At 44.4% G+C, this 19430-nt stretch carries 14 protein-coding genes; 9 read left to right on the forward strand and 5 right to left on the reverse strand.

The genetic code is table 11. The annotated features are described in order from the left end of the window. Positions 1 to 2: 2 nt before the first annotated feature. Positions 3 to 1463 carry an exosortase gene (gene xrt, locus HCJ96_RS03400; protein ID WP_169209644.1) on the reverse strand — a complete coding sequence of 487 codons (1461 nt, stop codon included), beginning with the start codon at positions 1461 to 1463 and terminating at the stop codon, positions 3 to 5. Between the two features lie 189 nt (positions 1464 to 1652). Here xrt and HCJ96_RS03405 point away from each other — a divergent pair, with 189 nt between their 5' ends. Genes HCJ96_RS03405 through HCJ96_RS03420 form a run of 4 tightly spaced genes read left to right on the forward strand, consistent with a single transcriptional unit; the run spans position 1653 to position 6344 of the window. Continuing rightward, a complete protein-coding gene (locus HCJ96_RS03405; protein ID WP_211162674.1) occupies positions 1653 to 2801 on the forward strand; it encodes a glycosyltransferase family 2 protein in 1149 nt (382 codons plus the stop codon). Further along, positions 2798 to 3997, forward strand: coding sequence for a DegT/DnrJ/EryC1/StrS family aminotransferase (locus tag HCJ96_RS03410; protein ID WP_169209645.1), 1200 nt, complete (start codon positions 2798 to 2800; stop codon positions 3995 to 3997). Before HCJ96_RS03405 ends, HCJ96_RS03410 begins: the two co-directional genes overlap by 4 nt. Further along, a complete protein-coding gene (locus HCJ96_RS03415) occupies positions 3997 to 5322 on the forward strand; it encodes a FemAB family XrtA/PEP-CTERM system-associated protein (protein WP_169209646.1) in 1326 nt (441 codons plus the stop codon). The genes HCJ96_RS03410 and HCJ96_RS03415 overlap by 1 nt, the downstream gene beginning before the upstream one ends. Positions 5323 to 5324: 2 nt before the next feature. Next, positions 5325 to 6344 (forward strand): GNAT family N-acetyltransferase, encoded by a 1020-nt coding sequence (locus HCJ96_RS03420; RefSeq protein ID WP_169209647.1) that lies wholly within the window; start codon positions 5325 to 5327, stop codon positions 6342 to 6344. Here HCJ96_RS03420 and HCJ96_RS03425 read toward each other — a convergent pair. Next, the gene (locus HCJ96_RS03425; RefSeq protein ID WP_169209648.1) at positions 6338 to 7207 is read right to left on the reverse strand and encodes an XrtA system polysaccharide deacetylase; all 870 of its coding nucleotides are present in this window, start codon (positions 7205 to 7207) and stop codon (positions 6338 to 6340) included. The two genes, HCJ96_RS03420 and HCJ96_RS03425, sit on opposite strands and share 7 nt — an antisense overlap. Positions 7208 to 7385: 178 nt before the next feature. Here HCJ96_RS03425 and prsT point away from each other — a divergent pair, with 178 nt between their 5' ends. Further along, the gene (gene prsT, locus HCJ96_RS03430; protein ID WP_169209649.1) at positions 7386 to 10139 is read left to right on the forward strand and encodes an XrtA/PEP-CTERM system TPR-repeat protein PrsT; all 2754 of its coding nucleotides are present in this window, start codon (positions 7386 to 7388) and stop codon (positions 10137 to 10139) included. Between the two features lie 253 nt (positions 10140 to 10392). Here the strand turns inward: prsT and HCJ96_RS03435 are convergent, their stop codons facing one another. Then, on the reverse strand, positions 10393 to 11805 hold the full coding sequence (locus HCJ96_RS03435) for a TIGR03013 family XrtA/PEP-CTERM system glycosyltransferase (RefSeq protein ID WP_169209650.1): 1413 nt from the start codon (positions 11803 to 11805) through the stop codon (positions 10393 to 10395). A 151-nt stretch (positions 11806 to 11956) separates the two neighbouring features. Between HCJ96_RS03435 and HCJ96_RS03440 the strand changes: the two genes are divergently transcribed. Genes HCJ96_RS03440 through HCJ96_RS03455 form a run of 4 tightly spaced genes read left to right on the forward strand, consistent with a single transcriptional unit; the run spans position 11957 to position 16711 of the window. Then, complete coding sequence (locus HCJ96_RS03440; protein ID WP_169209651.1) at positions 11957 to 12604, forward strand: XrtA/PEP-CTERM system exopolysaccharide export protein; 648 nt, start codon at positions 11957 to 11959, stop codon at positions 12602 to 12604. An 18-nt stretch (positions 12605 to 12622) separates the two neighbouring features. Next, positions 12623 to 14185, forward strand: coding sequence for an XrtA system polysaccharide chain length determinant (locus HCJ96_RS03445; protein ID WP_169209652.1), 1563 nt, complete (start codon positions 12623 to 12625; stop codon positions 14183 to 14185). Then, complete coding sequence (locus HCJ96_RS03450; protein ID WP_169209653.1) at positions 14185 to 15072, forward strand: XrtA-associated tyrosine autokinase; 888 nt, start codon at positions 14185 to 14187, stop codon at positions 15070 to 15072. Before HCJ96_RS03445 ends, HCJ96_RS03450 begins: the two co-directional genes overlap by 1 nt. Next, complete coding sequence (locus HCJ96_RS03455; protein ID WP_169209654.1) at positions 15053 to 16711, forward strand: hypothetical protein; 1659 nt, start codon at positions 15053 to 15055, stop codon at positions 16709 to 16711. Before HCJ96_RS03450 ends, HCJ96_RS03455 begins: the two co-directional genes overlap by 20 nt. Positions 16712 to 16776: 65 nt before the next feature. Here HCJ96_RS03455 and HCJ96_RS03460 read toward each other — a convergent pair whose 3' ends face one another. Next, complete coding sequence (locus HCJ96_RS03460) at positions 16777 to 17862, reverse strand: XrtA/PEP-CTERM system-associated ATPase (RefSeq protein WP_169209655.1); 1086 nt, start codon at positions 17860 to 17862, stop codon at positions 16777 to 16779. Positions 17863 to 17977: 115 nt separating this feature from the next. Next, positions 17978 to 19411, reverse strand: coding sequence for a bifunctional D-glycero-beta-D-manno-heptose-7-phosphate kinase/D-glycero-beta-D-manno-heptose 1-phosphate adenylyltransferase HldE (gene hldE / locus HCJ96_RS03465; protein WP_169209656.1), 1434 nt, complete (start codon positions 19409 to 19411; stop codon positions 17978 to 17980). Positions 19412 to 19430: the final 19 nt, after the last annotated feature.

The raw sequence follows: 19430 nt of genomic DNA on the forward strand, positions 1-19430 counted from the left end.
AGTTAGTTGATTTCCACTTGTGTAATAGCGTGCGCTATCGCTTTGTGTTCAACTTCCTCTTCTTTCAATCCGTTGCAATAACGATCACATGAAATATGCATCACAATGGCACTTGCTAAAGGGGTCGAGAAAATCTGCTTTAACTGAGACAGTTTGGTTTCCAGGCCACCGGTTGAGAATGAATTACCGACCTTGTAACCCCAATAAGCAATTCCTTTTTCGTCGGGTAGCATAGCAGCGTTGAGATTTTCAGATTCGAATGAAACCGTTTTTCCGTTTCTGATGCCGGAACCAAAACGATTAGCATAATATATCAACTCTTTTCCCTGGCGTTGTTCCTTGAAGGTTAGTACTGCCAACGTCACTAACTTCCCGTCAATTTGCCCCTGAAACAGTTGCGCATGGTCTGCGCCTTCCACAACGATGCCGAATTCCTCAGGCGCAGTGTTTAGTTCATTAAGCTGAGTGAGTTTTTCCGGCAGCGTTACGGTCAGTGACTGTGTCTCATTGGTGTGTGGGTTCTGTGACTGTACAAATAAGGGTGCAGCGGCGAACGAAAGCAGCGTCAGTGCATATATCGAAACAAGTTTGACTGAGGGAGCCAGTTCGCCTTTAATCTGATCATTCGGCTCAAATTCGGTGTCTCTGGCTTCTAATTTACGCATATAGAAAAAGTATCCGACGGCGAACAAAGCAAAAATAACCCAACCAAAGAAACCATGTTCGTGAACCAGACCGCTTTCCATCTTGCTGTAATATCCGATGAGAATCAGCAACCAGACGCGGATCCAGTTACCCACCAGAGACAATATGATAATTAGACTCACAGCCCACAATTTGAGCGCAGGTTTACGCAGGTTCAGGTAGCTGTAAAACAGCCCGATACATACACCCGCCAAGAGGTAGTTGACCCCAGCGCAGCCATCAGAAATGCGCATGATGCCGTAAGGTAAATGAATGTCGTAACCTTCAATGTAAGCGGTTATCCCCTGCAGCCTTAATAACGACGTCACAACCAGCGACGTAATATCCTGCAGTGGAGTGATCAAAAAGTCAGCCACCGGCATCGCCAGATAGAGTGCTAAAACAGGAATAAACGCCCTAAAACTGTGCTTTACCCCCACCAGCGCAAGTAATGCAGTAAATAGCAGCACCGGGAGTAACATTTGCTGAATAAGGAGAACCTGAACTGCATTTGACGCCACCCAGACAATACCGGCTGCCAATGCCAGCGGTATCGCCAGAAAAGAAGGATGTTGGAACAACCAGCGCCGGTCGACAAAGAGTGCATAGCAGACAAATGCCAGCAAAATGTAGCCATGTGAATAAGTATGGTTGTTTTGCGACCACAGCGTGTGAATAGATTGAAAGGTGCCTGGGATAATCAGGTAGCAAACGCCGATAAAAACGCCAATAAACAAGAATGCCAACCAAATTGGCGATGAATTACGATCTTTTTCCATGAATACTACTTATTCTATTAACTTCTACGCCAATTTCGTGGTGTAAGAAAGAGGCAACGTCTGCTGGTATAATACTCACTCATTGATTTTGTGCAATCTTTGCAACAAAGCGCACAAATCATTGATTGCGATTTTAGCATTCAGCAGGGTAAAGTATACGTATAACCTTGAGGTATAAGATTAAGTATTATGACGTTTTTGTTTTGGCTTTTATTGCTACTCTCAGTTTTCAGTTATTTTATTTACCCGTTGGTCCTCACATTATTGGTAAAGTTTAGAAGTTTACCCTCACATTATCGTCAGGAATTTACTGAAGACGAACTGCCCAACGTTACCGTTATCGTTACAGCTTATAACGAAGAAAAGCGTATCAAAGAAAAAATTGAAAACACACTGTCGCTACGCTATCCCAATGACAAATTGACCTTGCTGGTCGCTTCAGACTGTTCAACCGATGCAACAGATGAAATCGTCAATTCCTATGCTGAGCGGGGCGTTAAGTTAGTTCGCGCGCAGGAACGTTTGGGTAAAGAGAATGCACAACTGCATGCTATCCAAACCGTTGAAGAAGGCATTATCGTATTTTCAGATGTGGCCACTCGCATAGAAGAAGAAGGTATCCTTAAGTTGGTACAGTACTTTAGTGATCCCCAAGTTGGCGCGATCAGCAGTGAAGACCGCTTTGTCAGTAAAGACGGTACTGTTGCAGGAGAAGGCGCTTACGTCAGATATGAAATGTGGCTGCGTAAACAGGAATCATTACTTGCGGGCCTGGTTGGGTTAAGCGGGTCATTTTTCGCAGCGCGGGTTGAAGTGTGTGCCGATTGGGACATTCACTCTCCCAGCGATTTCAATACCGCACTTAACTGTGCAAAATCAGATTACAAAGCGGTGACTGCGCCTGATGTGTTAGGCTTTTACACCGATTTAGCAGACCCCAGTAAAGAATACGCCCGAAAAATCCGTACCGTCATCAGAGGAATGACAGCACTTGAACGCCACCCGGAAATATTAAACCCGTTTAAGTTTGGCGCTTTTTCATTTCAGGTGATCAGTCACAAGCTGCTACGCTGGACTGTTCCCTGGACCTTACTTGCCTTGTTCGTCGTTACTCCGTTTTGTATGGGACATGGTGAAAGTATCTACACCCTGGCCTACATTGCCCAAGTTGTGTTTTACGGTGTGGCGCTGTTCGCGCATTGGTCACCTACTCTCAGGGAAAATTCAATAGCAAAAATCATTTACTTCTTCGTTCAGGTGAACGTGGCATTGTTGGATGCAGGTATCCAGTTTATCTCTGGTAAACGAATGACTGTGTGGCAACCTTCCGCAAGATGACTTTAAGGCAATTACCACCAGTGGGCACTCCGGTGTTCACTGGCCATAACAATTTGTCCGCAAGCCAAAAGCCACTGAAATTTGTGGGTTTTTCACATACTTTTTTACAATCCGGCACTGCCGCACTGGCGCTAGCCCTGAGCAAGATGGTACAGCACGGCGGTAGTCAGAAACGTAACGTCGTCATTCCGGGCTACGGCTGTCCGGATCTGGTGGCGGCCTGTGAATACGCTGAAACTCAGCCAGTGATTGTTGATTTTGATGCTAATTCATACCAGTATGATTTAGACCAGATAAAACAACTGGACCAATCGTTATTAGCGATCATTTGCCCTTCACTTTTGGGTATCTCAATGCCTCTCGATACGCTTCGCAAAGCATTCAGCAGCGACGTTTTTATCATCGAAGATAACGCTCAGTGGTTTCCAGAGTCTGACCAGGCAACGCTTCAACGCGATCGTACAAACCCATTGAATGAATACAGATTACCGGCAAATACACATAACGCTGACTTCTTTATTACATCATTTGGTCGTGGCAAACCGGTCAACCTAATGGGCGGTGGCCTGTTAGCCTGGCAGGAAAAGTACAGTGATTGGTTTAGTGAGTTTAATTCCGCACAGTCAATCGCTAAGCCGACTGCACTTACACTGCAGACACGGGTAAAAGCAAACCTGTTTAACTGGGTATGTCACCCTGTTCCATACGGGCTGATTTCGCGTATTCCTGCGCTGAAGCTCGGTGCTACCGAATATCATAGATTAGCCGACGTTCAGATGATGGAAGGTGAAAAAGTCAGTGTTAGTAGCGATGCAATTAGCCATTATTTGTCACGGCCGCAGACCCTTTCAGAGCTGTTGAAGAAAAACCTGCCGGTTGCATGGCCCCAGCAAAGTGGAACCAAACGACTTTTACGTCTGCCACTTTTAGCGGCAAATAGAGAAATTCGCGATACAATTGTAGCTAAGTGTAATACGCGGGGACTGGGAGCGTCGGTTATGTATGGAAAGCCGCTGGTGTGCATCGACCAAATACGTGAAAAAGTGGACACTCCTTTTTCCACGCCGATAGCGCAAAATGTCGCCGATGGATTTTTTACTTTGCCGCTTCACCCCGGCGTAACCTTCAAGCATGCAGAAAAAATGATAGAAGTTCTCACCCCCTATTTTACAGACCTTAAAAAGGTACCAGCATAATGATAAAGGATGTAGTAAAGAACACTGACGTTGAGTTGGATGAACTTAAATCCATTATTAAAAATTTGAAGAATGAAAAAGGTCAGACTGCAAGACAGTTTAAGGACGTAGAAGCAGGTAGCGATTCCCACCAGGCGTTAGTCGAGACAATGCAGGGTGTAACCGAACAGTTAAAAGAATATGAAGCGCTGTTAAAGTCGCGCTTGAAGGCCAACAAGCCGGCGAAAAAAGCACGCCCCTCCTCGCCCGCTCTGCCCGCACAATTTATTCAGAAAGAAGTGGTGTATACCGACGAAATCAGCGTTAAAAAAATGGTTTCAGAGCAAGAAAAAGATCAATGGTGGCAGTATGTAACGCAAAGCAAACATGCCTCATTATACCATTCTAAAGCCATCTATCAGTTTTATTGTACGCAACCGCACGTACAGTATGAAATATTTGGCGCCTGGTCACAAAGTGGAGAGTTAATTGGCGGCATGCCAGTGATCCGCATGTCCACACCACTGTTTGGTCAATTTGCTGTATCGCTGCCGTTTTTTAATTATGGCGGGCCTTTGACTGCGTGTAAGCGCGTCTTTACTGCACTAATTGAGGCTTATGACCAGCATGCGCGGTCGGCGGGTGACAAATATGCTGAAATCAGAACGACGCTTAAGATTGACAGGCAGGCCTCGGAAAAGAAGGTGTCTATGCTCAGAGCCCTTCCCGCAAATCTGGCTGCGTTCGAGAAACAGCTAGGTGCAAAGGTCAGAGCGCAGGCTAAGAAGGCAGACGAATTTTCACCAGAATTTAAAGTAGGTGGTGAAGCGCTGCTGAACGACTTTTATCACGTATTTTCCACCAACATGCGAGATCTAGGTACGCCGGTTGAGCATAAATCATTTTTCCGCTCACTTCTAAGTGTACTGGGCAAGCAAGCCAAGATCGCTGTGGTGTATGTGGGTAACAAACCTGTCGGTGCAGCCTTTCTGACCACCCATAAAAACATGATGGAAATCCCCTGGGCCTCTACATTGCGTTCAGCTAATAAAATGAACATTAACATGTGGATGTATGACCATATTTTGAAATTAGCTATTACTGAAAACTACACCTGGTTTGATTTTGGGCGTTCAACTAAAGATGCAGGCACATACCGATTTAAAAAGCAGTGGGGAGCGGTACCCGTACAACATTACTGGTACACATTGGCCACAGAACAAAACACTGAGCAGAGCCTTAATCCGGACAACCCGAAATTTAAAATAGCCATTGCAGCCTGGCAGCGCATGCCTGTATGGTTAGCAAATAAGATTGGACCGTTTATCGCTTCGCAGTTGCCCTAATTATGGAATTACACGGAAAAATACATCGAGGCCACAAGGCATTCGACGAGCTTAAAATGGAATGGCTTTCCTTACAGGAAAGAGAAAAGACACCACCGTTTATTCAGTATCACTGGTGTCTGAAACTAGCGAGTTACGAAGCCCAACCTATCCTAATCTCAATCTGGGACAATGCGAAATGCGTGGCAATTTTGCCTTTGGCGAAAAAGATAGTGATACCGAAGGCCCGCATGGAGGGGCTGGTGCACCTATGTCAACGCTTTACCGATTATCAAAGTGTGCTTATCGATTCAAGCTACCTTTTAAGTGATTGCCTGGATGCAATTTTTAACGCGTTAGAGCGTTCAGATTTCAATTCGTTACCGCTCATTTTTCATTATCCCGACCAACAACTCACCAGTGTACTGGTGAGCAGCATCAACCGGTTTGGTCGTCTGAAAAAGTTTCAACGATGGGAACACGTCAGCTATTCCGATAAGTTGGGCTCGATCAAAAAGAAGGTGATAAACGATGCAGCCAGGCGAAGAAAAAAGCTGGAAGAGACAGGGGCGCTGCAAGTTTCACTCGATCTGGGCTATGATGAAGATACAATAAACTGGATCCTGGATAATAATGCAGCTAAATACGGCGAAAGTGCGCTCACTGCCATTCACGATCGCAACGAAATTCATGAACTTCTAAAGGCGAGCGTGCCTTTTTTGCATGTTGCGTGCATTAAACAAAATGACACTATTATTGCTGCGCATCTGGGCTTTATTGTACAAAACTCACTCTATTATTATGTACCAGTGATAAACTCAGATTTTCGACAATTTTCACCAGGAATGATCATGCTTGAGCAAATTTACAAAAACTTTGCAGAGCTGGGGATTACGAAGGTTGACTTCTTGCGCGGGGTAGAATCGTATAAATACAAATGGGGCAACAAAAAGCAAAAGAAGTTTGCCTTATGTTGCCTGCCTAAAAAGATTAATCCTGTGAGAGATGCGATATTGCACTGGTGGTTAAGAAGAAATCAGTAATGTCCATTAGCCACTTTCTGCCACGAACCAAACTGTGGGTACGTATTGGGAAGGTACGCATCTGCCATTGTTGTCCAGTTGTACTTTGCGCACAGTTTTGTCAGCTTGCTTAGCGCACTGCGCTGATTGACATGATGGCGAAAGCTTGACTTGAAGTTGCTTTGAATTCTGGGTTGTTCAGGGTCAAATTCCCATGGATGGGTGTAAAAGTTTGCAATGGAATTTGCGTCACTTTGTTGAAATAGCCAGTTGAACACCGCAAAAGGAAGTAATCGGAAATAACCGCCGCCCCCCGCAGGAAACACCTTGTTGCGCCACATCGCGGTGGTAACAGGAATCTCCAGTAATCCATTAGCAAGTTTGTAAGGATGTTTAGGTGCATTAGGTACACCATATAAGTCATGGTTAATCGGATAACTGCTTGAGCTATATTGATAGCCAGCTTTTGCGATTAAATCATGTGCCCAGTCATTGTCAGCGCTTATTGAAAAACACGGCGCACGATATCCTTTCACTTCACATCCAGCAATGTCTTCAATTAATGCTTTTGCTTTGGAAATGTCTTCATAAAACACATCCGCGTTTTGTTTTGACAAATGTTGATGCATGAACCCGTGACTGGCAATTTCATGACCTTCTGCAACAATCTGTTTAACAATATTAGGATGCGCTTTGGCAATCCAGCCAAGCGTAAAGAAAGTTGCTTTTACCTCTGTTTCCGCAAAAACCGACAGTAATTTTTCCATTTGAATAGCCAGACGCGATTCATAGTTTGACCATTCACTTATTGCAATATCCTGAGCGAAAGCTTCCACCTGAAAGTATTCCTCAACATCCACTGTCATTGCGTTAACATTTGCCATAGATTCTACTTTTTATTACTTACTTGAGTTACAGTATTGACTTAGATATATGTACGCAGTAGTAACCAATCAGGATTGCTTGATGATCATCTGCGGATTTCTTCCAGTACAAGAATAAACTTTATATTCTTGCAACTTGGCTCATTGTAAAGAGATTAGCTTGTAAAAGGAAACATTTATGCTTAAGAGAACGTTGATACTGCCTTTGTTAATTGCGGCTAGCGTAGGCTGTACGCAACCCGTAAATCGCGAAGAAGTGATTGCAGACGCAGAAGCAGCTCTGGAAAATGGACAATTAAACGAAGCGCGGATTAATTTACAGAACGTTCTAGTGGACAATCCCGATGACATCCAAGTGCGACTCCTGCTTGGCCAGGTACTACTGGCAAACGGTAACTATGCAGCCGCTGAAAAAGAACTTAAAAAAGCTAAGCAATTGGGCAGCGATTTACCTGACGTTACGTTAGGCATAGCGCGGGCACAAATACGACTCGGAGATTTTAAAGAGGTCGTCCAGACTGACTTTGATGGTGCTGACTTCTCAGAAGACCAGATAGCTCAGATGTATGTTTACAAAGGCGTAGCAGCATCGGCACTTAATAATGAAGAAGAAGCTCTGGTGTTTTTTGAAAAAGCCTCTGCGGCGGGTGAAAATTCTACCTATTCACAGCTTGGCAGTGTGTATGTCACTTCCAACCAAGCCAGTATGGATGAGGCAATTTCGTTGTTGAACGAATTAGTTGAAAGTAGTCCGGAGGTAGCAGAAGTTCACCTGCTGTTGGGGCAGCTCAACTTAAAGGCCAACAATTTTCAGGCAGCGGTCGACGCGTTTAGGGATTACAGCGATATGCAGCCTGAATCTCGTGAGGCCAAAGTTCTGCTAGCAGGCGCCCTGGTGCAGGCACAACAGTTTGAGGAAGGTAAGAAAATAACTGATCAATTGTTAAAAGAATTCCCTTCTCACCCTTATGTGAACAAGTTAGGCGCCATCATTGCGTTCAACGAAAAGGATTATAAATCAGCGAAACGCATGGTCGATATAGCGGTGCAAGCCGGTCTGCGTACAGAGATGGCGTTGGTCGTAAAGGGCGTCAGTGATTATCAGCTGGAAAACTACGAGCAATCTTATCGCAGTCTGAAAATGGTGGTAGACAAACTTCCTGCAGAGCACCCAGCAAGACGATTATATGTCTTAACTCAGATTCTATTGGGCTACGATCAGGAAGCCTCGTCTACGGTGCAGCAATGGAACTCGATGACAAGCGAAGATGCCAGCATCGTCGCTATGCTCGGCACTAATCTGGCACGTTCAGGAGAAGAAACGAAAGCGCGCGAACTGTTAGACGAACTGAAGTCGATTAAAATCGACTCAGCAGAAGATATTGCCCGCCTTGGCCTGCTTAAGATTCAACTTAATGATATGTCTGGCATTGCTGATTTAGAAAAGGCAATTTCGCAAGACAAGAATCTACAAGGAGCAAAATTGGGGCTGATTGACGCCTATTTGAAAAAAGGTGACGACGAAGCCCTGATGAAGTTTGGACAGCAACTCACTAAAGACAAAGACAGTGAAATATTAGGCTATAACACGATTGCCCTCGCCCATCGTGAGGCTGGAGATCACGAAAAGGCGGTAACGGCTTACCAAAAAGCGCAGGATATCGATAATCTAAATACTCCTTCACGTCTCTACTTTGCCAACCAGGCGCTTTCCGAAGGCAAGCGCAAAGACGCTATTGGTCATCTGGAACCCTTGGTTGAAGGCAAACCTGAGTTTCTACCCGGCGTAAAAATGTTAGTCGGAATATACGCAATGGATGACCTCTCAAAGAGTATTGAGACGTTAGACAAAACGATAGAAAAGTCACCCGAAAACCTGGAACTCAAAGTGTTGTTGGCGCAGCTTTATATGCGTCAAGGAAAACATCAGGAAGTACAATCGACGTTAGACATTGATCAGGACCAGCAAAAAGTTGCTTCGAATGATTATTTCTACACTCGTCTGGAAAGCTATTTACAGCAAAACAAAATGAGTGATGCGGAAGATTTGCTTGCTACCTGGGTCAGAATGCAGCCAAAAAATGAAGTTGCCGCGTTGGCGCAAATCAGCTTCTTCAAAAACACAGAGAAAGAAAGTAAAAAGTTGCAGGCAATTCAACGTGCAATCTCGGATATCCCTGAATCATCCAACTTAAAAGCAATTAATGTGCGTCACCTGGTTGAACAACAGGATCCGCGCAGAGCAAGAATTGCGTTGACCAAACTACCTGAAGAATTTAAAACATCAGTAATTGGCAAAGGGCTTGAAGGTCATATCCTGTTGTTAGAGAAGAAGCCGGAGGAAGCACTTCCCTTGCTTAACGCGTATTATGAGGCGGCGCCAAACTTATTTAATACCAAAGCCATCGCTGTAGCGCTAAAAGCAACAAGGCAATCAGACCAATTACTTACCTTTCTTAAAAACAGAGTTGAATCTCATCCTAACGATGTATATTCACGTAACCTGCTAGCTAACCTGGTTATTTACCAGCAACCTGAGTTGGCGAAAGAGCAGTATCGGGCTATTTTGCAGCGTCAACCTAACAACGTCATTGCCGCAAATAACCTGGCATGGTTGTTAATGACCAGCAAAGAGTACAACGAGGCTAAGAAAGTCGCAGAAAGCGCTTTAGAACGTCAACAAAATGTGCCTGACCTTTTAGATACACTGGGTCAGATCGAAGCAAAAATGGGTAATGGAGCTAAGGCAGTTGATCTTCTGGCGAAGGCATATAGCATTACCCCCACGCCCAATATCGCATTGCATTATGCACAGGCATTACTGGCTGTGGGTGATAAAACGCAAAGCCGTCAAGTCGTAGATAAAATTGGCAACGTAGAGAATCAACAGTTTCAGAAAGAGTTAGACCAGCTGCGTAGTGAACTTCAATAAGTGAGAGAAGCGGTGAGCTCAACCATTGCTTGTTTATTGCAGTAATAGATTCATTTAATCACTAATTGTGTGGCCGCTGTGGTGGATGCTCGAGACAAAAGTTAACCGGTTTCAAGCTATTTGCTCGCTTAGCGCTTGAAGATAGCGAATTGGCTAGCCGCAATCGAATACACCGCCTTAGTTTAGGACGTTAAAAAGCCAGTCAGCAGTGCTGACTGGCTTTTTAATAGGTATTATGGCTTATGACTTGGGATTATCTGCCCTTACCAAATAGCACCACTTCCACCGTTCTAATCAGGATAAGAATATCCAGTAATAAGCTCTGGTGCTTAACGTAGTAGAGATCAAACTTTAACTTTTCCATCGAATCTTCAACACTTGCACCATACGGGTAATTAAGTTGCGCCCAGCCAGCTAGCCCCGGTTTAACATTATGGCGCTGATTATAATACGGCACTTCCCTTACCAGCTTTTCAACGAACTCAGGTCGCTCAGGTCGCGGTCCGATAAATGCCATCTCCCCTTTGAAAACATTAATTAACTGAGGAAGCTCATCAACCCGGTATTTGCGAATAAAGTGACCGATTCGTGTCACCCTGTCGTCATTCTTACTTGCCCATTTGGCACCATCTTTTTCCGCGTCAGGTCGCATGCTGCGAAACTTGATAATTTTAAACAACTTTCCATTCAGACCCACTCTTTCCTGCCTGTAAAACACAGATGTGCGAGTACGCAATCCATCGTCTAACCAGATTATCAGCGCCGTAATTAACATGAATGGCCACGCAAAAATGAGTACGAATGTAGCCAGAAACGCATTCAGGAAATAATCCAGTGCATCCCTTAAATAGTTTTGACTTTGAAAACCATTCGAATAAATAACCCAACTGGGGTACATAAGATTGACAACAATTTGTCCGGTTTCCCGCTCCATGAAATCAAGCAGATCGGTAACCTCTACACCGCGCAGGCGACATTCGAATAATACATCAATCGGCAGCGTTCCCCGTCGCTGGTCGCAGGCAATAACGATTTCCTCAACATCATTATCAGCGATAAACTGTTGAAAATTCTCATCCACTTTTACATGGATGATCTTCTCTTTGCGGATGCCATCCTCACGGTTGTCACCGGGGATAGGAATAAAGCCAAGCAGCTCAAAGCCAATCCGGTCTACGTCTCGGCGCATTCTTTTTTCAATGATTGAAGCACGTTCACCGGCACCCAGAATGACAATGCGAACCTTTCCCAGACCAAGCAGCCCTAATCGATTGGTAAAATACCTGAAAACCACCAGTGTAATAATAATTGTACAAACAGCGGCGGGTAAAAAGTAAGGATGCATCATCAATGCATCAAAGAATGTACGGCTTATCAGCTCTACAAAAAAATAACTTAAGCCGACACTAACGAAAATCCGTCTTATGATTCCCCGGAATGTCTCTCTAAGTTTGGTTTCATATAAGCCAACCGATAAAGAACAAATAAGAATTGAGATGGTCAGCATGCCCACATTAACCATCAATTTTTCAATCGGAACTGAAGGGCTGATGTTGATCTGAGCGAGGATAAAGTGTGTGATATATCCCATATAAGCGATTAATAATGCTTCGGTGATAACCAGAATATTCGATCGCTTATTTTGATTGCGCCTGTTTAGTGCCACCCTTGGCCCCCTAATTTTACTTCTAAAGTGAACATAATAAAGATAATTATTGTAATAGACTACAAATGATGATGGCATTATAGTGGTATTTACCGTAGGGTAAATTACATTACGATAAAAATTTAACCATTCGAGCGCAGGATGATCTCTTATGTACCGTTCTAAATACTTATTTAAAATAGCACTTGGAACCTCGATTACGCTTTTGGCAGGTTGCAGCAGTTTAACTTCAGATTCAAGCTCTACTTTACCGGAAGCTAGTACGCATGCATCGCTTACTACGGATGTCAGTGAGTATCAATATCTGATTGGTCCTGGCGATACGTTAAATATATTCGTATGGCGTAACCCTGATATCTCTGGCACTTTTACAGTCAGACCTGATGGTAAAGTAACTACCTCATTAGTGGAAGATATTCAGGTGGCGGGTAAAACACCCACCAATCTTGCTCGCGAAATAGAGCAGAAATTATCTACTTATATAAATAACCCCCGAGTAACAATCAGTGTTAACTCATTCTCTGGCCCATTAAGTGAACAGGTCAGAGTTATCGGCGAAGCCATGAATCCAAAGGTGGTCAACTACACCAAGAACATGACGTTGCTTGACCTTATGATATCAGTGGGCGGTTTGACTGAGTTTGCAGATGGTAACGGTGCAAAATTGGTTCGCGTTGTTGATGGCGAAAAACGTACTTATGACATAGATATAGATGATCTTATTCGTAAAGGAAACATATCTAAGAACGTGGATATTCTTCCTGGTGACATCGTGATCATCCCGGAAGCTTGGTTCTAGCAGCATCGGAACAATTTAATGCAGGATTTACAACCATCGATAAACCAGTTGCTCGACTTTTTGAAGGGCATCTGGATTAAAAAACGTATAATAATAATTTGCTCGTGGATAATATGTCCACTTGGCTTTTTATATGTAGCCTCGCTACCTAATCAGTATCAGTCAAATGCTACTGTGTATGTAGACACTGGCTCTCCTTTGAGACCTATTTTGCAGGATATTGCGCTACAGTCTGATCCCAGAGAAGAGATCCAGATGATGGCACAAACGCTGCTGAGCAGGTCTAATCTGGAGACAATTGCCAGAGAAAGTGACCTGGACATTACTGCCAGAACTGACCGTCAGTTCAATGACCTCATTGATAACCTCAGCGATGCTATTACGCTCGAGTCGACCACCAAAGACAATATTTTTACCATCAATTACCAACACAGAAATCCGAATGTAGCTCAACGGGTTGTGCAGGAAACGTTGGAATTATTTGTCGAAGGATCGCTGGGTAACAATCGCAGAGATACTGACACGGCTGGACGATTCCTGGACGAGCAAATTGCAGACTACGAAACGCGTCTGTCTGATGCAGAACAACGACTGGCAGATTTTAAACGCAAGTATAGCGATGTTTTGCCTTTGCAAGGCACCTTTTATAACTCGCTTCAAGCGTATAAAAATGAGCTTGAAAACACGCAGTTGGAAATAGCGCAGACTCAACAGCAAATTGATACCGTCAAGTCACAAATTTCATCCAAAGTATCAGATAGCTTTGGTGTCAGAAGTGAAGGTGAGATTGGCTTACAAACCCGATATGACGATCGAATCAAAGCATTAGAGGATCAACTGGATAACCTGACGCTTCGTTTTACCGATCAACACCCTGATGTAATTGAAACTAAAGCGTTGCTTGCTCAATTAGAGCAGTCACGCGACGAAGAACTTCAGCAATTTCTGGAAGAACAGGGCTTAGCTTCAGGTCAGCCTGTGGGAGAGCTTAACAGCCAGTTAGCGTTGGAGGTCAGTCGCCTGCAAAGCAATATTGCGTCGTTAAGAGTTAAAGAGAAAAGCCTTGAAAGCAAGATTACCAGTTTAGACTCTAAAGTTGATTTAGTTCCTCAGATTGAAGCTGAACTGGCGTCACTGAACAGAGACTATGGAATCACCAAGAAACGTTATGAAGAACTGCTTTCACGGCGTGAGTCAGCAGATCTGTCTCGTCGCGCTGAAGTTTCTGCTGAAGAATTCCAGTTTAGAATCATTGAGCCGCCACTGATACCTAATGAACCAGCTGGTCCCAACCGAATTATACTTTATTCATTGGTACTGCTTGTGGGATTTGGTGTGGGCGTTGCAATAGCATTCCTGATAAGTCAGTTGGCGCCAGTATTAGTGAGAGCGAATCAGTTGTCGGATATCACCGAGTATCCTGTATGGGGGGTGGTCAGTCACCTACAGGCCGATTCGATATTGCAACGCAATCGTAGCCATCTGGTGGTGTTTGGTGCCTCATCAGGCGTCATTGTTCTAATGTATGGGTTTCTTGTCAGTGCAGAAATTCTTAATATCCAGTTACCAGGTGTGTTGTAATGAGAAGTACGATTGAAAAAGCGCTTCAGAAGCAAAGGGAAGCTCAAGCCTTAAAAAAGCAACAGAGTGTGAGCACGCCCCCTGATAGCGCAGTTGCTAAGCCTCAGACTGAACGCGCACCGGTTGCTCCGGTGCGGGTAAGCGAAACTGAACCATTTGACATCGACTTTCAAAGGTTGACAGAAAATGGTTTGGTTACAATGGATGGGGGTCGCACCGCGATTAACGAGGAATACCGTGAGATCAAGCGTAAACTGATTAAAAATGCATTCGGCCCGCTTTCCAAAACGCTTAATAACAGTAACATCATCATGGTGACAAGCGCCCGACCGTCCGAAGGTAAAACGTTTACTGCAGTGAACTTGGCGCTAAGTATTGCATCAGAACAAGACAAGACGGTGCTACTGGTTGATGCCGATGTGTTAAAACCCAATGTTCTGAACACTTTCGGCCTCGAGGGCCGTAAAGGAATCGTCGAATATCTGACCGGTGAGGTGGATGATATTGCTGATGTTTTATATCCCACCAATGCCGACAAACTAAAAATTATCCCTGCGGGAAAATCGCATCATTCTACGACTGAGCTGTTAGCCAGTCGAAAAATGCACAATACAGTAGATGAGTTTGCCAACCGGTATCCGGATCGTATCGTTATCATTGATACTCCCCCGTTAATAGGCATTAACGAAACCGCGATTCTGGCAAATTTTGCCGGACAAGCTGTGGTAGTGGTAGAGGAAGGAAAGTCAAAGCTATCAGACATCAGGCATTCAGTAGACCGCCTGAGCTCTAATATGGCGATTGGGTTTGTGGTGAATAAGTCAATTGTTTCCGATCCTGAAGGAGCTGGTTATTACGGATACTATTATGCAGAAGACCAAGATTAAAAAACCATCTTTCTTGCTAAACGCCTTAACGTATAAGCTGTTCTTCAGCAGCTTAGCGGTAACTGCATTTTCCAGTGTTGCCAATGTTAATTTTCTGGGAAGTGTAGAGTCTGATTTAACCTACCAGAACATCGACTCTAACCGATTGGGATCGAATGATGTATTTACGCTCCAAATTAAGCCGACCGCCGGAGCCTTACTTAATACCAGAACACTCAATGGCTACTGGCTTGGCTCGGTAACGCATCTGCAAAGGACAGGTTCTACTGCTCCAGGCAGCGATACCTACCCGGAATATCAATACGGTATAGACTGGGAAGCGATTGATAATGTTCTCACATTTAGCGGTGATGGGAGTCTTACTTATAGAAATGTCAGTGCAGCGGACTTCCTGATAGCAGACTTTTTGAACAGCGATGATAACCTGACCAGCGCTCAGACAGACCGCGTTTCAGCACGATTAACGCTGTTGCAAGGCAATTGGGTGCGTAGCACGGGTACAGTGAGCTATTCAAGAACCGATGCAGATGAATCGGCACTTTTTCAGAACTTTGCATTAGATAGCGAAAATTATTCTGCAAGAGGCAGAATATACAATGGTGATGAAGCTAAACGCCTGTTTTGGAGTGCAAAAGGGGCATATGTTAATACGGAACGCTCAACCAGAGGCCTCGATGATTTTGTCAGTAGAGATGCCAGTGCATACGCTGATACGTTGATATTTGGCAATTGGGGCGTGCGCATAAATGGTTATTATGAGCAAAACGAAGTCTCTGAAAATCGCGCAGCGCTCAGTGACAACGATGAGTTTACCAGCTATGGTGCCGGTATTGTGTATCGTCAATCAAGCAGACGATACATTGCCGTTACCGTCAACGAATCGATTTCAGATGACCCAAGCGTCGATGGTGAACAGTTTGTAGGATTGGATACCAAGTGGGCTTTATCTCCTCGCACTTCAATTGACGCTGAGTTAGGCAAAAATAACTATGGCCGCAGAGCAACAGCTTCATTTAATTACGAAACGAAGTATACCAACGCGAGCCTCGCTTACTCTGACAGAGTAACAAACACCTCTCGCCTACTGACTGATGAAACGCCAATAGGCATCTATGTGTGCCCTATCGATATCGGTGATGTCACTGGTTGCGCAGCGCAGGATGACCTTAATTATGTGCCGGTCGAAGGCGAACAGGTGATTCCGATATTAGAGGAAAACTTCACGCTGGATGATAGCGTAATTCTGCGGGAATCCTTAGTCGGCTCAATGGGCTACACCAAAGGAAAGATCGAACTAGCGGTTTCGCTTCAGTTTAGTGATGAGGAGCTATTGGAAAGACAGCTCAGCAGAGACACTCAGGCCCTGTCTGTTGAGTCTCGTTATCGACTAAATAGAAATTTATACTTTGTTAACAACGTCAGTTACGCAATTCTGGAGCAACAGTCTGAAGATAACCCGGGCGTTGAATCCAAGAACTTGTCGATTCATAGCGGTTTCGAAAAACAGCTTAATCCTCGTCTGCTATTTCAAACTTATCTGACCTACTTAGATAAAAATGGCAACTATGGCACGGGCAGGTACGGCTCGGATTATCGTGACATTCGCTTAAGCGTAGGGGCACGTTACCTTTTTGATTAAGCGGTTAATGTGTAAAAAGTAAAAAGCCGTTCAAAAATGAACGGCTTTTTACATATTGCTATCGCCTACTCTTCATCACCTTTTAGACGAACGTAAGTGCGGTACTTTTTCTTCAATAACTTATCGATATATTGGGTGAGCTTAATTTTATGGCTGATGGCGTCATCCAGCGCATCGACCAGCTCGCTAAGCATGCCCTTGTAGTACTCTACTTCCTTAATCTCATTTCCGTTTGGTGTAAGCACCTTTTGCGTAGGCTTAAAGCTGCCATCACTGGTATTTCCATCCGATGATGCATCTTCTTCTTCTTCAGCTTCCTCAAATTTGGGTGACTGAGGAAGAAACATTTCATCTTTTACTTCTTCAATAACGGCGTTTACAGCTTCTTCTGTCAGCACTTCAAGTTCTTCAAGAAACCCGTATAACAAAATACGATCCATGAGCGTATTAATTTTTCTGGGCACACCGCGAGTGAATTGATATATATGAGCATACGCTTTATCAGATAACAGGCGTTTGCCCTGCCAACCTGCGTGCTGCATCCGAAACTCAATATAATGCTGTGTTTCATCTTCAGTCATTGGCGCCAAATGACAGGACGCTACAATTCGTTGTCTGAATTGTTCCATATTGGGGGCACGCAATATGGGTTGTAGTTCTTCCTGACCTAACAGGAAGCTTTGCAATAGCGGTTTACCGAACTGTTGGAAGTTCGATAACATCCGTAATTCTTCGATGGTTTCCAGTGGCAGGTTTTGTGCCTCATCTACCAGCAGCAACGCGCGCTTGCCCTGCTTACTTAAGTCATAGAGAAAGTGTTCCAGCACATCTAAAATGTCGGCCTTGGACAACCCTGCGACTTCCAAATCAAATTTTGCCGCTACCATTTTGACCAGTTCATCTGGAGACAGTTTAGGTGTCACAATCTGCGCTGCAATAATGTCATCTTCAATTTCAGCTAGTAAGCTGTTAGCAATGGTGGTTTTCCCAGTGCCTATATCGCCAGTTATGACAATAAAGCCTTCAGCTTGAGACAACCCGTACTGAAGATATGACATAGCCCTCTTGTGCCACTTACTGGCAAAGAAAAACGCCGGGTCTGGCGTGAGCTGAAACGGCTTGGAATCCAGCCCATAATAACTCTCGTACATGTATGTTACCGCTTATCTGTTAGGCTATGCTTAATGTGATAGCTTACTTAAATAGCTGCTGTGCAGCTATATAAACCCAATATACTCATTACTTGTCAATTTTTACAAATATCGTTTACTGTAGTTTTACGCTTTTACTGACAATTTGTTCAATAATTCCAGTAGTAGAAACACCTTCTTCGAAATGCAACACTCTGACTTCACCGCCGTTCGCCTGAACCTCTTTTGCTCCGGCAATTTGCTCAACCGTATAATCGCCCCCTTTTACCAGCACATCGGGTAACAATCGCGCGATTAATCGTTGCGGTGTATCTTCAGAAAAAGGAACCACCCAATCTACTGCACTTAATCCTGCGAGTACCGCCATTCGCCGGTCGACAGAATTTACTGGCCTACCAGGCCCTTTTAAGCGCGTGACTGAATCATCGGTATTGACGGCAACAATCAATCTGTCGCCTAACTGCGCCGCTGCCTGAAGATATGAAACATGCCCTGCATGCAATATGTCAAAACAACCATTGGTCATAACAATGCGCTCACCTTCACCTTTCGCTTGTTCCAGTGCGCGCAAAAGCTGTTCTTCATTCATCACTCCACCATCAAGGTGCGTACTTTGTTCATTCAAAGCCAGTGCCAATTCGGTAGGAGTGATCACCGACGTGCCTAATTTGCCGACCACGATTGATGCCGCAATATTGGCAAGCACGCATGCCTGTTGGACAGACTGTCCACATGCCAATGCAACGGAAAGGGTAGAAACCACCGTATCCCCTGCCCCGGTCACGTCATACACTTCCCGTGCTTTGGCCGGTAAATGAAAAGGAGTGCCTGTATTAAACAAGGACATACCTTTTTCCGAGCGTGTTACCAACAAATTATCTATGGCTAATTTATCGCGCAACTCAGTGGCCTTATGATGTAACTGCGATTCGTCTTCAACGTGACCTACAATCGCTTCCAGCTCTGCCATATTCGGGGTAAGTACGCTGGCGTCCTGATATTTGAAAAAGTCACTGCCTTTAGGGTCAACCACAATGGTTTTTTGCTGCGCTTTAGCCAGTTTTATCAGCTGGCTTACATCGCTAAGCGCTCCTTTGTTATAATCAGAAAAAACAACCAGGTCAGCTTGAGAAAGCTGGGTTGAAAATTGATTAGCAAGCTCGGACTTATCCACTTGTGCAAAGCTTTTTTCAAAATCCATTCTTAACAATTGCTGGTTTCTGCTTAATACGCGAAGTTTGGTAATGGTGTCGAATCCCGCAATCGGTAAAAAACAACACTGAACACCATAAGATTCAAGACGAGCCTGTAATAGCTGCGCATTTTCATCTTCACCACACAATCCTAACAAGGTGACCTCAGCGCCCAACGAAGCGGCATTGATAGCAACATTAGCAGCCCCCCCCGGACGGTCTTCTACTTCATGTATATTGACCACAGGAACGGGCGCTTCAGGAGAGATACGGCTGGTGCCACCTTTCCAATAACGGTCTAACATTATGTCACCGACAATTAAAATCCGGGCTTGGCTAAAATCTGGTAGAATCATGACTTACATTACTTTCTAA

It is taken from the genome of Alteromonas ponticola, from assembly GCF_012911815.1.
In the GTDB taxonomy this organism is placed as follows: domain Bacteria; phylum Pseudomonadota; class Gammaproteobacteria; order Enterobacterales; family Alteromonadaceae; genus Alteromonas; species Alteromonas ponticola.

Bases quoted from the DNA above. Each gene is read 5' to 3' on its own strand.
- xrt (WP_169209644.1), bottom strand. From the start codon at position 1,463: ATGGAAAAAGATCGTAATTCATCGCCAATTTGGTTGGCATTCTTGTTT.
- HCJ96_RS03405 (WP_211162674.1), top strand. From the start codon at position 1,653: ATGACGTTTTTGTTTTGGCTTTTATTGCTACTCTCAGTTTTCAGTTAT.
- HCJ96_RS03410 (WP_169209645.1), top strand. From the start codon at position 2,798: ATGACTTTAAGGCAATTACCACCAGTGGGCACTCCGGTGTTCACTGGC.
- HCJ96_RS03415 (WP_169209646.1), top strand. From the start codon at position 3,997: ATGATAAAGGATGTAGTAAAGAACACTGACGTTGAGTTGGATGAACTT.
- HCJ96_RS03420 (WP_169209647.1), top strand. From the start codon at position 5,325: ATGGAATTACACGGAAAAATACATCGAGGCCACAAGGCATTCGACGAG.
- HCJ96_RS03425 (WP_169209648.1), bottom strand. From the start codon at position 7,207: ATGGCAAATGTTAACGCAATGACAGTGGATGTTGAGGAATACTTTCAG.
- prsT (WP_169209649.1), top strand. From the start codon at position 7,386: ATGCTTAAGAGAACGTTGATACTGCCTTTGTTAATTGCGGCTAGCGTA.
- HCJ96_RS03440 (WP_169209651.1), top strand. From the start codon at position 11,957: ATGTACCGTTCTAAATACTTATTTAAAATAGCACTTGGAACCTCGATT.
- HCJ96_RS03445 (WP_169209652.1), top strand. From the start codon at position 12,623: ATGCAGGATTTACAACCATCGATAAACCAGTTGCTCGACTTTTTGAAG.
- HCJ96_RS03450 (WP_169209653.1), top strand. From the start codon at position 14,185: ATGAGAAGTACGATTGAAAAAGCGCTTCAGAAGCAAAGGGAAGCTCAA.
- HCJ96_RS03455 (WP_169209654.1), top strand. From the start codon at position 15,053: ATGCAGAAGACCAAGATTAAAAAACCATCTTTCTTGCTAAACGCCTTA.
- HCJ96_RS03460 (WP_169209655.1), bottom strand. From the start codon at position 17,862: ATGTACGAGAGTTATTATGGGCTGGATTCCAAGCCGTTTCAGCTCACG.
- hldE (WP_169209656.1), bottom strand. From the start codon at position 19,411: ATGATTCTACCAGATTTTAGCCAAGCCCGGATTTTAATTGTCGGTGAC.